Origin of the sequence: Asaia sp. VD9, assembly GCF_037150015.1 — a bacterium.
In the GTDB taxonomy this organism is placed as follows: Bacteria; Pseudomonadota; Alphaproteobacteria; order Acetobacterales; family Acetobacteraceae; genus Asaia.
In genome coordinates this window covers 215,179-228,994 of the sequence record NZ_JBBCQM010000004.1, presented here as the reverse complement: position 1 = coordinate 228,994, position 13,816 = coordinate 215,179, and the positions used below count along the sequence as shown (strand labels likewise).

At 61.9% G+C, this 13,816-nt stretch carries 13 protein-coding genes; 5 read left to right on the top strand and 8 right to left on the bottom strand.

Going from position 1 to position 13,816, the window contains the following annotated elements; genetic code table 11:
• Nucleotides 1-33: 33 nt before the first annotated feature.
• Together WFJ47_RS07360 and nth are read right to left on the bottom strand one after the other, a co-directional pair.
• Nucleotides 34-321, bottom strand: coding sequence for a DUF1330 domain-containing protein (locus tag WFJ47_RS07360; protein ID WP_127101682.1), 288 nt, complete (start codon nt 319-321; stop codon nt 34-36).
• Entirely contained in the window at nt 318-1,004 is a 687-nt protein-coding gene (nth, locus tag WFJ47_RS07355; protein ID WP_408868628.1) for an endonuclease III, read from the bottom strand. Before nth ends, WFJ47_RS07360 begins: the two co-directional genes overlap by 4 nt.
• Nucleotides 1,005-1,119: 115 nt before the next feature.
• On the opposite strand from nth, the gene WFJ47_RS07350 reads away from it, so the two are divergent.
• Together WFJ47_RS07350 and WFJ47_RS07345 are read left to right on the top strand one after the other, a co-directional pair.
• On the top strand, nt 1,120-2,934 hold the full coding sequence (locus WFJ47_RS07350; protein WP_336761970.1) for an ABC transporter ATP-binding protein: 1,815 nt from the start codon (nt 1,120-1,122) through the stop codon (nt 2,932-2,934).
• Between the two features lie 263 nt (nt 2,935-3,197).
• Complete coding sequence (locus WFJ47_RS07345) at nt 3,198-3,827, top strand: LysE family translocator (protein ID WP_336761969.1); 630 nt, start codon at nt 3,198-3,200, stop codon at nt 3,825-3,827.
• Here WFJ47_RS07345 and WFJ47_RS07340 read toward each other — a convergent pair.
• From WFJ47_RS07340 to WFJ47_RS07325, 4 genes are all read right to left on the bottom strand, one after another.
• The gene (locus WFJ47_RS07340; protein WP_336761967.1) at nt 3,810-4,556 is read right to left on the bottom strand and encodes a hypothetical protein; all 747 of its coding nucleotides are present in this window, start codon (nt 4,554-4,556) and stop codon (nt 3,810-3,812) included. The two genes, WFJ47_RS07345 and WFJ47_RS07340, sit on opposite strands and share 18 nt — an antisense overlap.
• A gap of 31 nt (nt 4,557-4,587) precedes the next feature.
• Complete coding sequence (rdgB, locus tag WFJ47_RS07335) at nt 4,588-5,205, bottom strand: RdgB/HAM1 family non-canonical purine NTP pyrophosphatase (protein WP_336761965.1); 618 nt, start codon at nt 5,203-5,205, stop codon at nt 4,588-4,590.
• On the bottom strand, nt 5,202-5,933 hold the full coding sequence (rph, locus tag WFJ47_RS07330) for a ribonuclease PH (RefSeq protein WP_264815279.1): 732 nt from the start codon (nt 5,931-5,933) through the stop codon (nt 5,202-5,204). The genes rdgB and rph overlap by 4 nt, the downstream gene beginning before the upstream one ends.
• Before the next feature lie 101 nt (nt 5,934-6,034).
• Nucleotides 6,035-6,829, bottom strand: a complete 795-nt coding sequence (locus tag WFJ47_RS07325) for an MOSC domain-containing protein (protein ID WP_233582003.1) — start codon at nt 6,827-6,829, stop codon at nt 6,035-6,037.
• An 80-nt stretch (nt 6,830-6,909) separates the two neighbouring features.
• Between WFJ47_RS07325 and hrcA the strand changes: the two genes are divergently transcribed.
• On the top strand, nt 6,910-7,956 hold the full coding sequence (gene hrcA / locus WFJ47_RS07320) for a heat-inducible transcriptional repressor HrcA (RefSeq protein ID WP_336761962.1): 1,047 nt from the start codon (nt 6,910-6,912) through the stop codon (nt 7,954-7,956).
• Between the two features lie 321 nt (nt 7,957-8,277).
• On the top strand, nt 8,278-8,508 hold the full coding sequence (locus WFJ47_RS07315; RefSeq protein WP_336761960.1) for a (2Fe-2S)-binding protein: 231 nt from the start codon (nt 8,278-8,280) through the stop codon (nt 8,506-8,508).
• A 117-nt stretch (nt 8,509-8,625) separates the two neighbouring features.
• Here the strand turns inward: WFJ47_RS07315 and bfr are convergent, their stop codons facing one another.
• Both bfr and WFJ47_RS07305 read right to left on the bottom strand, forming a co-directional pair.
• A complete protein-coding gene (bfr, locus tag WFJ47_RS07310) occupies nt 8,626-9,117 on the bottom strand; it encodes a bacterioferritin (RefSeq protein ID WP_025885276.1) in 492 nt (163 codons plus the stop codon).
• Between the two features lie 331 nt (nt 9,118-9,448).
• Nucleotides 9,449-11,299: a DEAD/DEAH box helicase gene (locus tag WFJ47_RS07305; RefSeq protein WP_336761956.1), complete on the bottom strand. Its 1,851-nt coding sequence runs from the start codon at nt 11,297-11,299 to the stop codon at nt 9,449-9,451.
• A 254-nt stretch (nt 11,300-11,553) separates the two neighbouring features.
• Here WFJ47_RS07305 and WFJ47_RS07300 point away from each other — a divergent pair, with 254 nt between their 5' ends.
• Nucleotides 11,554-13,734, top strand: a complete 2,181-nt coding sequence (locus tag WFJ47_RS07300; protein WP_336761954.1) for an FUSC family protein — start codon at nt 11,554-11,556, stop codon at nt 13,732-13,734.
• Nucleotides 13,735-13,816 lie beyond the last annotated feature (82 nt).

Genomic DNA, 13,816 nt, shown 5'->3' with positions numbered 1-13,816 from the left:
CCCCGAACGGCTCAAACAACGATCCCAACCGGATCATACGCCTTCGACGATTGTCGCGCGATATTTCGCACCGGCAAAGCGATGCTCGCGCACCTTGCGATAGGCCTCGCCGTCATACCAGGCCAGAGCCGACTCCCGATCGGGGAACTCGACAATCACCACGCCATCGGGACCGGTGCCTTCAAGGGTCTCCTGGTCGCCATAGGCAGCCAGAATCTTGACCGGGTGGCCCTTGAACGTCTCGCCGACGAGACGCGAATAGGTCGCCATCTCCTCAGGATCGAGAATTTCTTCACGCGTAAAGACGATATAGGTGCTCATCCAGCTTCTCCTTTGTTGCTGCTGATCTGGGCCTTGAGCGGGAAAAGGCAAGGCGTGAAGGCAACGCAGCGTCCGCATTCAGGACTGCGTGCCTTGCATACATAACGGCCATGCAGGATCAGCCAGTGATGTGAGGGGCGGAGCATGTCAGGCGGGATACGCTTGATCAGCCCCTCTTCGACAGCGCGCGTCGTCTTGCCCGGCGCCAGCCCGGTGCGGTTTCCAAGCCGGAAGATATGCGTGTCCACCGCCATGGCACTCTCGCCGAACATCACGTTCAGCACGACGCTCGCCGTCTTGCGTCCAACCCCGGCCAGAGCCTCCAGCGCGGCGCGGTCTGAGGGAACCTCGCCACCATGCAGGGCCAGAAGCTGCTCCGAGAGCCTGAGTACGTTTTTCGCCTTTGCGCGCCACAGTCCGATCGTCCGGATATGCGCGGCAATGCCCTCCTCCCCCAGAGCCACCATGGCACGGGCATCGGGCGCGTCGCGAAAGAGCCCGATCGTGACCTTGTTGACCGATTTATCCGTTGCCTGCGCCGAGAGGACAACGGCCACCAGAAGCGAGAAGGCGTCGGTGTAAACCAGCTCGCTCTCGGCATCGGGCATGGACTCGGCAAGGGTGGTGATGAACTGGCGGGCCTGCGCGCGGGTCATGGCCCGCCTGGCCAAAGGAAGAGACATCAGAACCATTTCATCATGTTGCATAAGGGCGTTCGACACCCCACAATAAGCGCTTCCCGCCCGAGACTTCCAGTATGCCCGCCCGGTCGATCGTCAGGCGGAGGAGCTTTCTTTCGTGTCCGACACTGACCAGACTACCCGCCACAAGCGCGACATCGCGTTTGTCGATATCGTGCGCTTCGTCATGCGCCGCTGGCTGGAGCATCCGGCTTTTCTGACACGTACCGTGCTCGGGATCGGGCTCGCGACCATTGCCGATGTCGCGACACCTGTGCTGTCGGGTCGCCTCGTTACCGATATTTCCAGTCATGCGGGCGGCGGGCCGCATGATGCGGCTCAGACCGCTCTCCGCAACGACGCGCTTCTGATGGTGGGCGGGCTGATCGCTCTCGGGCTGGTCGGACTGCTCGGGCGGCGCTCCTCCTATCTGGGGATCACTCATCTCAGCCTTGCCATCATGCAGCGCGCCCTGTCGCAGGGCTTTGCACGCGTTCAGCGCTTCTCGACCGACTGGCATGCCAATAATTTCGCCGGCTCCACCGTGCGCAAGCTCACACGCGGCATGTGGGCCATCGACACCCTGGATGACACGCTGCTCCTGCTGATCGCTCCGGAAGTGCTGGTCCTGACCGGCACCACGCTCGTTCTGGCCTGGCACTCCCCTTTCATGGGGGCGGTGCTTGCGCTCTCGGTGGTGCTCTTTACCTGGCTCTCCGTGGTGCTGACGCTGCGCTATGTCGCGCCCTCCGCCCGCTCGGCCAATCGTTGGGACACGAAAGTAGGGGCAGCCATTGCCGATGCCGTAACCTGCAACGCCGTGGTAAAGGCATTCGGTGCCGAGCATCGCGAGGAGCGCCGTCTCGGGCGTGTTCTGCGTGCCTGGAGCGCGCGCACCGCACGTACCTGGATCAGGGGAACGAACAGCGCCAATCTGCAGGGCTTTGCCTCGCTGGTCATGCGCATGTCACTCGTCGCGCTTATCGTCTGGCAGTGGTGGCAGGGCAAGGCGGGGCCGGGCGATGTGGCCTATGTGCTGACCATGGTGTTTCTCGTGCAGGGCTATCTGCGCGATCTCGGCCAGCAGGTGAGCCAGGTGCAGCGCTCAGTCAATGAGATGGAAGAGCTTGTTGCGATTTTCGACGAGGCGCCCGGCGTTCAGGACCGTAAAGGCGCCCGCAAGGCCGCCTTTACCGAGGGGCGCGTCCGCTTCGAGAACGTGACCTTCCAGTATCCCGGACAGGACACGCCGCTTTACGAACATCTTGATGTCTCGATAGAGCCGGGTTCACGTGTGGCGCTGGTCGGGCCGAGCGGTTCGGGGAAGACCACTTTCACCAAGCTCATCCAGCGCCTGTACGATACGAGCGACGGGCGCGTGCTGATCGATGATGTGAATGTCCGCGACGTCACGCAGGAATCGCTGCGCGCACGTATCGCCATCGTGCCGCAGGAGCCCATGCTCTTTCACCGTTCCCTTGCCGAGAACATCGCTTATGCGCGCCCCGGTGCGACCCAGGCCGAAATCGAGCGGGCGGCGCGTCTGGCCAATGCCAGCACGTTCATCGAGCGCCTGCCGGAAGGCTATGCCACGCTCGTCGGGGAGCGCGGCGTCAAGCTGTCGGGCGGCGAGCGCCAGCGCGTGGCCATCGCCCGTGCCTTTCTGGCCGATGCGCCTTTGCTCATCTTCGACGAGGCGACGTCCAGTCTCGACTCCGAGTCCGAAGCTCTGGTGCAGGACGCCATGCACCGCCTGATGGCCGGACGTACCGTCATCGTAGTGGCCCATCGTCTTTCCACGGTCATGGAACTCGATCGTATTCTGGTCTTCAGCAAGGGCAAGCTGATGGAAGACGGAACCCATGGCGCGCTCGTGCAGCGCGAGGGCGGGATCTATCGCCGTCTGTTCGAACTACAGTCTCTCGAGGGCTAGGCCGCAACATGCATCCTGCACCGCCCTCCGGGGCGAGCAGACACTCCTGTCAGAGCATGATCAGGAGGGGGCGATCAGGGCGCGTCCGCTACGGCCCTGAGGCCGAATGAGACGATTGGGTTCGCACGGGCGCTTCATCGTCCGGATCTTCATCGAGGGGACTTCGAAAGCCTCCGCGCATTTTATGGGCTTTCAGGCGCGGTGGGCTGTGGCAGGGTTCGCCTGCACATTTTTCCCTCCTGCAAGACTTAGGGACGTCAATCATGACCCTGCAAACCTGGTGGCTCTTTGTCGTCACCGTGTTCTTCATCTCGGCTACACCGGGGCCGAACATGATGCACGCGCTGAGCCGAAGCGTTCAGGTGGGGTTCAGGCGCAGTATCGCTGCCATGGCGGGCTGTATCAGCGCGTTGCTCCTGGCTCTCGTGCTTTCGGTGGTCGGGATCGGGGCGGTGCTGGTGGCCATGCCGCATCTATTCGAGATCATCCGGTACGCAGGGGCAGGATATCTGGTCTATCTGGGTATCAAGGCCTGGCGGGCAAGCGATGATCCCGAGCAGCCCGAGGCGCTTGTGGAAGGGCGTGCGGTCATGACCCCTTTCATGCTGTATCGCACCGGATTTCTGGTCGGGATCAGCAATCCGAAATTGCTGCTTTTCGCGGCGGCGTTTTTTCCGCAGTTCATCGATCATCATCAGCCTGTCCTGCCGCAATTCGGCATTCTGGTCGTGACCTATCTGTTTTCGGATGGGTTGTGGCTGACGGTTTACGGGTTGGGTGGCCGTTCGCTCTCGCGCTTTCTGGCGCGCCGACCGGTCAGACGGGCATTCAACCGTCTGACCGCCATCGTGTTCGTGGCGTTCGGGATCGTGATCTTACGAGCGAAGGCGTGATGAGGCGACACCGTGGCGGGCGCTCAGCCCGGTGAGCGTGACCACCACCTGGTCGGGCGTCGTGCCGATGTCATCCACGACGTGAGCCCCGGTGCGGAACATGACCGGAATGGCGAGCGCCTTGGGCGCAAGGTGGAACTGGCTCTGCGTCCCGTTGATCTCGGTGCCTACCAACCCGTCCGGACGGGTCTGGAGCACGATATGCGCGCTATGGGTCGAGTCCAGTGTGCCGAGCGTCATGCCATTGGCAGTCGCCTCGTTGATCTGACCGTGCAGGACGATGCGATCGCCATCAACCAGAATGCGCATGACGGGCGCGTTATCGTCATCAGGCCCAAGCTCTGCCAGAATGACCGAGCCGCGCTTGGGAAAGCGGTCGATATGGATCGTGGTATCGAGCGACGCGCTTGCATCCTGTACCCGCCAGGGGCGGATTTCTGACAATTCGGTGCGCGGCTGGCGGGCATGATAGGCTGTTGGCTTGCGTGCCTCGCTGCTCAGCACGATGCCGCCCGGCACCAGACGATACGGAGCCGTCCCCTGAGCGAGGTTCTGCTTCTCGCCGAGTGAGGCGGCAGGCTCCACGGCAATGCTGAACGCCTTGGTCTCGCGCAGCTCGAAGCCGGCAGGGTCGAACGAGGGAACTGCAAGGGCAGCAAAAGCGACCATCTGCGACGCCGCCATGAAGGGAGCGAGCGCACAGGCAGCGAGAAGGAAGGGGCTCTTCATGGGGATGACTCCTGCAGGGGCTTCAGCATGTCTATGGCGCGACACAGCTTTCCAGAAACCGCGCCAACGCGCGACCCCGATGGCTGGTCGCATTCTTCTCATCCGCCGAGAGTTCGGCAAAACTGCGGCGCTCGCCCTCCGGGACGAAAATCGGGTCATATCCGTGCCCCTTATCGCCGCGCGGTGGCCAGCAGACCTGACCCGAGCAGCGTCCTTCGACAAAGCGCGTCACGCCATCGGGCCATGCCAGACAGAGCACAGCCACGAAAGCCGCCGAGCGGTCTTCATGTGCGCCCATTTCGTCATGAATACGCTGCATGGCATGCATCATGTCCCCGTCCGGACCGGCCCAGCGTGCGGAATACACGCCAGGTCGGCCATGCAGAGCCGAAACGCAGAAACCGGAATCATCCGAGAGCGCAGGCAGGCCTGTGGCTTCTGACGCGGCACGCGCCTTGATGGCGGCGTTGCCCTCAAAGCTGTCAGCCGTTTCCTCAGGCTCGGGCAATTCGAGTTCGGCAGCGGAGACAATTTCGATACCGCTCCCGGCCAGAAGGGCCTGGAATTCGACCAGCTTGCCCTTGTTATGACTGGCAAGCACGATGCGCTGGCCAGGATGCAGGCGACGGGACGCTTCTGCCTCGCTCATGCAACGCCCTCAAGTGCAGCGCGCTGCGCGTCGAACAGACGTGCCGTGCCGGTTTTGGCGAGTGCCATGAGGGCATTGAACTCAGCCTCGGAGAAGGGGGCGTCTTCGGCCGTGCCCTGAATCTCGACGATGCCGCCTTCACTGGTCAGGACGAAATTCGTATCGGCCTGGGCAGAGCTGTCTTCGATATAATCGAGATCGAGCACGGCGCCGGCTTCGGTCAGCCCGCAAGAGACGGCGGCCACCTGAGCACGCAGAGGCGAACGCTTGAGCACACCCGCCTTCACCTGCTTGTCCAGCGCAATGGCCAGAGCCACCCAGGCACCGGTAATGGCAGCACAACGCGTGCCGCCATCGGCGTTCAGCACGTCGCAATCGAGCGTGATGGTCATTTCACCCAAAGCGCGCAGATCGACACAGGCGCGCAGGGCACGGCCAATAAGGCGCTGAATTTCCTGCGTGCGGCCCGATTGCTTGCCTTTTGCAGCCTCGCGGTTGCCACGCGTGTGGGTGGCGCGCGGCAGCATGCCGTATTCCGCGGTGATCCAGCCTTGGCCCTGCCCACGCAGGAAGGGCGGCACGCGATTTTCGATGGAGGCCGCGCAGAGCACCTCCGTACCGCCCACGCGGATCAGAACCGAGCCCTCGGCATGGCGGGCGAAGCCCGGCTCGATCGAGACAGGACGGTTTTCATCGGCCTTGCGGCCTGAAGGGCGGGGGCTGGACATCGGATTTTTCCTCACTCAGTGGCGCAGGCGCGCATGCTCGGTGCAGCCTTAGCGCGTCAGACCCGGATTGACAAAGCCGACGGCCCTGGGCGCGTCTCTGCTCAGCCTAGGATTTCCACGACATCGCCCAGCCCGATCGACCCGCTCCGGCCGATCACGGCATTCTCCCCGAACATCACACCACCAGGGCGGAAGCGAAACCCGGTCAGTGTCTTGAGCGGCTCTCTCGGTACGGGGATCACGCCGGTTTCCTGATCGATGGTCGTCACGATGCAGCGGCTGCACGGCTTGACGAGTTCCAGCTCGACCGCTCCGATACGCAGCCGGGTCCAGTCATCTTCCCCCCAGGGCGTTTCGCTCTCGATCACGATATTGGGCCGAAAGCGTTCCATCGGAACAGGCTCCCCAAGTCGCGTATTCAGATCGTCCAGCGAGGCCGTATTGGTGACGAGCAGGGGAAAGCCATCGGCAAAACTCACACTGCCGAAATCCGTCGGTCGGGCTCGGTCCGGCTCAGCCATATGCACCAGACGGCACGGGGTATCGAGCTGCGCACTCAGCCAGTCTGCCGCCTCATCTCCGGCATCACGTGCCGCAATGGCGTGATCCTTCCAGACGCTGACAGTGCGCGCGTGGGCGTCGGGGGCAGGGGGCGCTACGCTGAGGGTAAGGCCAGGGTCCTGTGCCGCGCTCAGGGTCAGGATCTCGCCATCGAGCCGCGTCAGGATCAGCGCCATCGCCGGAAACTGACGCTGCGTCATGAACCGCCCGTCGGGTGTGATGACCAGCCAGCGCCTGTCCCCTCTGGGGCCCCAGGGGTCGAGATCCATCCGCTCGACATCGATCCGATGCAGGCTTTTGACAGGATGAATATATAAGGCTGCAATACGGGTCACGGTCACGACTCCAGATCCGGAATTTGAGGCAGGCAGACCATGGCCTTTCTCGTCGGGCGGGTCACGCGAAAGGGCAGGGCATGATCGATCTCTCCAACCTGCCGGGCGGCATGGATGCGCGGTCAGCCAACGTGCTGCGCGAGATTGTCGAACAGTATATGGAAACGGGTGATCCTGTCGCCAGCAAGACCCTGGCCCAACGCCTTACACCTTCTCTTTCCCCGGCGACCATACGCAATGTGATGGCAGAGCTGACCCAGGCAGGGCTCTTGTTCAGCCCGCATGTTTCGGCAGGGCGCCTCCCGACCGAGAAGGGGGTAAGGCTGTTTGTCGATGGCCTCCTGCAATTCGGCGCGCTGGACGAAACGGAAAGGGCCCAGATTGCGGGGCGTCTCGCATTGAGGGGGCGCTCGATGCAGGAGACCCTTGCCGAGGCCTCAACCATGCTGTCAGGTCTCTCGGCAGCCGCCGGTCTGGTGCTGGCACCAAAGGGTGATGGTGCGCTCAAGCATATTGAATTCGTGGCCCTTGGGCCGGGCAAGGCGCTGGTCATTCTGGTGGCGGCCGATGGCCAGGTCGAGAATCGGGTGATCGAAACGCCGCCTGGATTACCGCCTTCGGCTCTGGTCGAGGCTGGGAATTACCTGAATTCCCTTTTGGGCGATGTGACGCTCACGGCGCTACGACAACGTGTGTCGGAGCATCTGCAGCAGAATCGCTCCGATCTCGATGCGCTTGCCACGAGTGTGATCGAGAGCGGTCTGGCCATGTGGGACGAGCAGCATGGCACGCTCTATCTGCGCGGTCAGGGCAACCTCCTGACCGATATCACCGAGATCGAAAAACTCACCACGATACAAATGCTGTTCGAGCGTCTCGAGGCGCAGGAAACGATGTTGCGTTTGCTGCAACTCGCGCAGGAATCCGATGGTGTGCGGATCTATATCGGGGCGGAAAGCGGTTTTTTCGGCATGTCGGGCGTGTCGATGGTGGTGGCTCCGGCGCGTAACGAACAGAATCGTATTGTCGGTGCGATCGGGGTGATCGGGCCGACGCGCCTCAATTACGGGCGTATCGTACCCGTCGTGGATTACACGGCGCGCGTGATCGGACGCTTGCTGAGCTGATTTCGGATGCTCCGGTCCAGAAAAGGGGTCTCCTGACGACGGGCTCTGCCATCAGGGGCGCCATACGGGTCATAGCTTCAGCGCGAATGCCGATCCCGTGCGTAAGAGCTGGATGAGCAAGGTCCTGCCCCGCGATTCACAGGCGGTGGATGGATAGGGAGAAGAGGGCCGTAGATCGACGAGCAACTGAACTCCGTCTGCCGCTCTCCTCAGAGAGGTGAGGGTGGGTTGACATGTTTTTTAAGAATCGCTCGCAATTTATCTATTGAGAATTATTCTCATATGCTGTTAGGGTCGTGCCGTTCTGGAGTGGAATGGCTGATGATCGTCTGTTCGTGTAACGCCCTGACCAATCATGATATCGCCGACGCCGTTCGTCGGGGCGCCTCACGACCCAAGGAGGTTTATGCCTCCAAGGGCTGCAAGGCGCAGTGCGGCAATTGCGTACCGGGCGTCGTGTGCGCTTTGCGCAGCCTCATTCGTGAACGCAAGGAGGCCGCAATGGCCTTCGCCCCTGTTGACCAGGGTGCGGGTAGTGTCGCCTACGCCTGAATGGGGGCGGACCTAAAAGAAAACCCGCCAGCCTCTCGGCTGACGGGTTCTCCATCTCATCTTCGCAGTCTGGATCCTCGAGGGACACAGCTGACCCAGCGTTGAGTGCCGGAACGCTTACTCTGCCGTCTGTTCGGGGGCCGGCGAGGAGTTCAGCGTGATGTAGCGCTGGATACCGACCTGCTTGATCAGGTCGAACTGGCGATCAATGAAGTCCTCATGCTCTTCCTCATTGGCGAGGATGCGGATCAGCAGATCACGCGACACGTAGTCACGCACGCTTTCGCAATAAGCGATGCCTTCGCGCAGATCAGCCAGAGCCTTCTCTTCAAGCTTGAGATCGCAGGCCAGGATTTCCTCGACGCTCTCGCCGATCAGGATCTGGTTCAGGCGCTGCACGTTCGGCAGGCCGCCCAGATACAGGATGCGCTCGATCAGCCAGTCGGCATGACGCATCTCTTCGATGGACTCGTCATATTCCTTCTTGCCGAGCTTGGTCACGCCCCAGTGGTTCAGCGTGCGCGCATGCAGGAAGTACTGGTTGATGGCGGTCAGTTCGTTCGTCAGCTGAATGTTCAGATGCTCGACGACTTTCGGGTCCTTCAGCATGGAATGCTCCTTTCTCTGTCCTGTGGCGATGGGGCAGCACAAGGCTGTCCCTGACAGGCTGTGTGCAGTCCTTCAAGCATGGAAAAGATATCAGTGCAACAGAAATAACGTTGATGATAATAAAAGTATCGGTGTTGAGAATGACTCTCTTTATTTATACAGAATCAATAAACGAAGTTGATTTTCAGTCGCAACAACATCCCATATTCTGACTCTGCCTCTCAAACGCAAAACGCCCCGCACGAGGCGGGGCGTTTTGTGGGGCACATTCGAGGCGCGCCCGTTAGTGGGCCCGACAGGGCAGGCTCATATCAAGAGGAGGGCGGAAAGATCAGTAGCGCTTGCGCGAAGAGCCCTTGCCGTTGCCGACATTGCCGCCCTTGCGGAAGGACGGACGATCCCCGCCCCGGTCACCACCACGCTCCCCACGGTCACCACCGCGCTCGCCGCGATCCCCGCCACGCTCGCCACCGCGATCTCCACGGAAGCCACCCTTGCCACGGGGCGCAAAGCCCCCTTCACGCGGGCGGCGCGGTCCACGCGGCGGAGCGGACGGGCCGGTCGGTGCCGAAGCGGGTTCGATCTTTGCTTCGTCAGCATCCGCACCTGCCACGCAGGACCGGAAACGCTCGGCGCTATCGGGAGCGATTTCGAACAGGGTGTGCTCCACATCGATATGGATCGCCCCGATCTCGCTCTTGGTCACGCCGCCCAGACGGCAGATCAGAGGCACGAGCCATTTCGGGTCGGCACGTTCGTTACGTCCGATGGCGAGGCTGAACCACTCACCCCCGAGACGGTCCACGCGGCCGGTGAATTCACGCGGAGCGCGATCGTCACGGGTGCCACGCGCCGAGGCATCAACGCTGACAGGGCGAATGGACTCGACGCTTGGCAGACGACTCTTGTAGAGGCGGACCAGAGCGGTCGCGAGCTGATGAGCGTCATGGACATCGGCAAGCTGCGACGCCAGCGCGTCTTCATTCGCCTGTGAGGGCGCGAAGAGCGTCTCGTCTTCCATAAGGCGCTTCGCATCCTGCTCCAGAATCGCGTCGGCCGAGGGAACGCTCTCCCACTCGGCATTGCTGATCTTGGCGTAGGAGAGCAGACGCTCTGCCTTGCGACGCTGATTGACCGGCACCATCACCACGCAGGTGCCCTTGCGTCCGGCGCGGCCCGTACGGCCCGAACGGTGCAGCAGGGTTGCGGCCTCGCTTGGCATATTGGCGTGGATGACCAGAGAAAGAGCCGGAATATCGATGCCGCGAGCGGCTACGTCGGTCGCAACGCATACGCGGGCAACTCCCGAACGCAGGGCCTCGATGGCGCGCGAGCGTTCGTTCTGACCCATCTCGCCCGAAATTGCGACCGAGGCAAAGCCGCGCTCGACCAGGGCTGCCTGCACCTGCGCGACCATGGCGCGCGTGTTGCAGAACAGCATGGCCGTGGGGCTCTCGTAGTAACGCAGTACGTTCACGATCCCGCGGCCGATATCATTGGGCGACGTCAGCACACATTTATAAGTGATGTCGTCATGCTGTTTGCTGGTTGATACCGTGTTGATCCGCTCAGCGTTCTTTTGAAAACGACGCGCCAGATTGGCGATTTCCTTGGCGATGGTCGCCGAGAAAAGCAGCGTGCGACGCTCTTCGGGAGCGGCGTCCAGAAGCTGCTCCAGCTCTTCGCGGAAGCCAAGATCGAGCATCTCGTCGGCTTCGTCGAGAACCACGACGCGCAGATCCGACAGGTTCAGGGCGCCGCGCGACAGATGATCGCACAGACGGCCCGGTGTCCCCACCACGATATGCGCACCGTTGGACAGGTTGCGTGCTTCGCGGCGCGCATCCGTACCACCGATGCAGCTCACGATACGCGCGCCCGTCTCGGCATAAAGCCACTGCAATTCGCTCTGCACCTGAAGCGCGAGTTCACGCGTCGGGGCGATCACCAGAGCCAGAGGGCTGTTCGCGGGGGGGAGGCGCTCACTACCCTCGGGAATGAGGGTCGGGGCGAAGGCAAGACCAAAAGCAACCGTCTTGCCCGATCCCGTCTGCGCTGAAACGAGCAGATCGCGTGTCTCCAGCCCCGGCTGCAACACAGCTTCCTGCACGGCGGTCGGTGTTTCATATCCGCGTGCCGCCAGAGCGCGACTGAGAGACGGGACGGTATCGGGAAAGGGCATGCGGTTCGGACTCGATCAGGACTATGCGAAGGGGGAACGCCGTAACAGGAATGCGCTGTCCGAGCGTGGCTCGCGGCGTAAGGAAGGCGGTCAATAAAGAATATGCGAGCCGAAATCTAGGATTAAACGGCAGAGATGCCGAAAAGGCTTCTCTCCTGGATGTGACTCGTGTCTGCCCCAATATATGGGATTGTCGACATGATTTGAAGCGATCACGGCCATGCCTTGCCTAAATTTCGGGTAAGACGCGGGGCATGATTGCAGCTTATCTTGCCCGACAGAACGCGGCGCTCGCGCGTTGGCGGGGGCGTCCCCGGCCTTTTTCGTGGCTCTTCGCCCCAAGCATGAATGCGGTCGAGTTTGCCTTGCGCAACACCATCGCATCGCTCGTCGCCCTCGGTATTGCTTTCTGGATGGAACTGGGCGAGCCGCAATGGGCGGCCATGACCGTCTGGATCACCGCCCAGGGCTCACGCGGGGAAAGTCTGTCCAAGGGACGGTGGCGCCTCGTCGGAACGGTGCTGGGGATGGTGGGCGCGGTCGCGCTCGTCTCAGCCTTCCCGCAGGCACCCTGGCTGTTCATTCCGGCCCTTGGGCTCTGGGCGGGGCTCTGTACCGGTCTCGCGACATTATTCCAGAATTTCCGCGCCTATGCGTTTGTGCTGGCGGCTTATACCTGCGCCATCATTGCGACCGGAGCGCTGAACGCCCCCGATCATGTGTTCGAAATCGCCATGGCGCGCGGAACCTACATCTTCCTCGGGGTAGTGTGCGAGATGGTGGCCGGGTTGGTATTTTCGGCCTCGCTCGCGGTCAAGGCGCGCCGCACCATGAAAGCCTGGCTGAACGAGGCAATAGGCGCCGCCTCTCATCTTATCGGAGATGTGCTCGATGGCGCCGCCCCGCCGGAGGCAGCCATACGAGCCGTTTTCAGCAGGACGCTGAAACTCAACGAGCAGCTTGAATTTACGGTGGTCGAGGTGGGGCGCAGTGATCATGCGATCGCCTGTGCCTATGCCACGATCGGCATTCTCTCGAAGATTGTCTCACGCAGCCTCGGTATGCAGGCGCGTCTTTCGACAGCGTCCGCGTTCTCGCCCGCCACCCTGACCGATCTGCATGAGGCGGCGTCATTCATCCGGTCCCTGCCGACGAGGCTGGAAGACAAGACGATGAGAGCCGTGTTGCGAGCAGAGCTCACGCAACTAAGAGCGCGTTTCGATGGCGCTTCTCGTCTGGCCAATGAGTCTTCCGAAACCCGGCTTCACCCGGAGGAGATCCAGCGCCGCTCGGCAGAGGACAGGATCATCCTGCATGGCATCAGGCTCATTCTGGAGGAATACACGACTCTGTTGCTTTATCTCGAGGCAGATCCGCGTGAGGCGCTGGCTCCCGCGCGGTTTCGCCTGCGCCGGGTGGTCCATCTTCACGCAGCCTTTCACAACGCCATACGCTCTGCGATTGCGATCTGTCTGGCAGGATTGATCTGGGAGGTGACAGCCTGGCCCCAGGGGGCGTCCTTCATTTCTTTTATCGCGGTTGTGGTCGGTCGCTTCGCCACGACCGATAACACGGTCCTTGTCAGCAACAGGTTTTTCTACGGTGCCTGTATGGCCGCGCTCGCCTCGATCATTCCCGTATTTTTCGTCATCCCCACAGGGACCGGATTCGAGGCCCTGATTGTCGCGCTTGCGCCCCTCATGTTCATCGGTGGTCTGGCAGCGCGCAATCCCGCCACCGCCACAGCGGCGGGCGCCTATAATACGTTTCTGCCTGCCCTCATCGGTCTCGATAACCACGCGCGCATGGACGAGCTGACCTGGTTCAATGCAACGATCGCGCTTGTTCTGGGCCTTGGCGCCGGAGTGCTGGTCTTTCGTTGTATTCTGCCGTTCAACATTCATCAGCTTTGTGTGCTGCTCCGTCGCCGCGCCCTACACGGGCTGATGCGTATCTGCGCGCCCAGACGCCGAATACCTGCGGAGAATCGCTGGATCGGCCTGATCACCCAGGGGATGGAACGGGTCATCCGCTATGCGGGCGCGCGGCTCACGCCTTTCATGGAGCTCAATCTCCACGGCCTGCTTTCGGTCATGACGTTGGGCCGCAACCTGCTTTTCCTGAGGATGATGGCGCGCCGTCCCGCCCTTCCTTCCGAGCTGGCGGAACTCATCGCCGGGTTCTTTACGGGGCTCGGACCCCATCTTCTGCGAAGCGCGGCGCGCGAGGAGGCGGGCTTCACCCGAAAGATAGAGCAAAGCATCGCGATCTTGCGCGATCGCCTGGATACGGTCGGGGAGGAGACGCGCCCCGCCTATTGCGAGGTACTGGGCAGCCTGATGGTGGTCGATCATGAATGGCGCAACAATCAGACCTGGCTGAATGACCGGAGCTTCAGGCGCGCCTTGCAACAGGCGCGGCTGGAGGGCGTCTGACACCTCAACGCTGCCGCACTGACCGAGTTAACACTGAAGTCACAGTGATATGATGCTTTCATAACGAATTAATGTTCCGATT

What these genes read in the sequence shown, in the direction of transcription:
- WFJ47_RS07360 (WP_127101682.1), bottom strand. Translation starts at nt 321, where the DNA reads ATGAGCACCTATATCGTCTTTACGCGTGAAGAAATTCTCGATCCTGAG.
- rdgB (WP_336761965.1), bottom strand. Translation starts at nt 5,205, where the DNA reads ATGAGCGAGGCAGAAGCGTCCCGTCGCCTGCATCCTGGCCAGCGCATC.
- WFJ47_RS07340 (WP_336761967.1), bottom strand. Translation starts at nt 4,556, where the DNA reads ATGAAGAGCCCCTTCCTTCTCGCTGCCTGTGCGCTCGCTCCCTTCATG.
- WFJ47_RS07345 (WP_336761969.1), top strand. Translation starts at nt 3,198, where the DNA reads ATGACCCTGCAAACCTGGTGGCTCTTTGTCGTCACCGTGTTCTTCATC.
- WFJ47_RS07315 (WP_336761960.1), top strand. Translation starts at nt 8,278, where the DNA reads ATGATCGTCTGTTCGTGTAACGCCCTGACCAATCATGATATCGCCGAC.
- WFJ47_RS07300 (WP_336761954.1), top strand. Translation starts at nt 11,554, where the DNA reads ATGATTGCAGCTTATCTTGCCCGACAGAACGCGGCGCTCGCGCGTTGG.
- rph (WP_264815279.1), bottom strand. Translation starts at nt 5,933, where the DNA reads ATGTCCAGCCCCCGCCCTTCAGGCCGCAAGGCCGATGAAAACCGTCCT.
- hrcA (WP_336761962.1), top strand. Translation starts at nt 6,910, where the DNA reads ATGATCGATCTCTCCAACCTGCCGGGCGGCATGGATGCGCGGTCAGCC.
- WFJ47_RS07305 (WP_336761956.1), bottom strand. Translation starts at nt 11,299, where the DNA reads ATGCCCTTTCCCGATACCGTCCCGTCTCTCAGTCGCGCTCTGGCGGCA.
- nth (WP_408868628.1), bottom strand. Translation starts at nt 1,004, where the DNA reads ATGTCTCTTCCTTTGGCCAGGCGGGCCATGACCCGCGCGCAGGCCCGC.
- bfr (WP_025885276.1), bottom strand. Translation starts at nt 9,117, where the DNA reads ATGCTGAAGGACCCGAAAGTCGTCGAGCATCTGAACATTCAGCTGACG.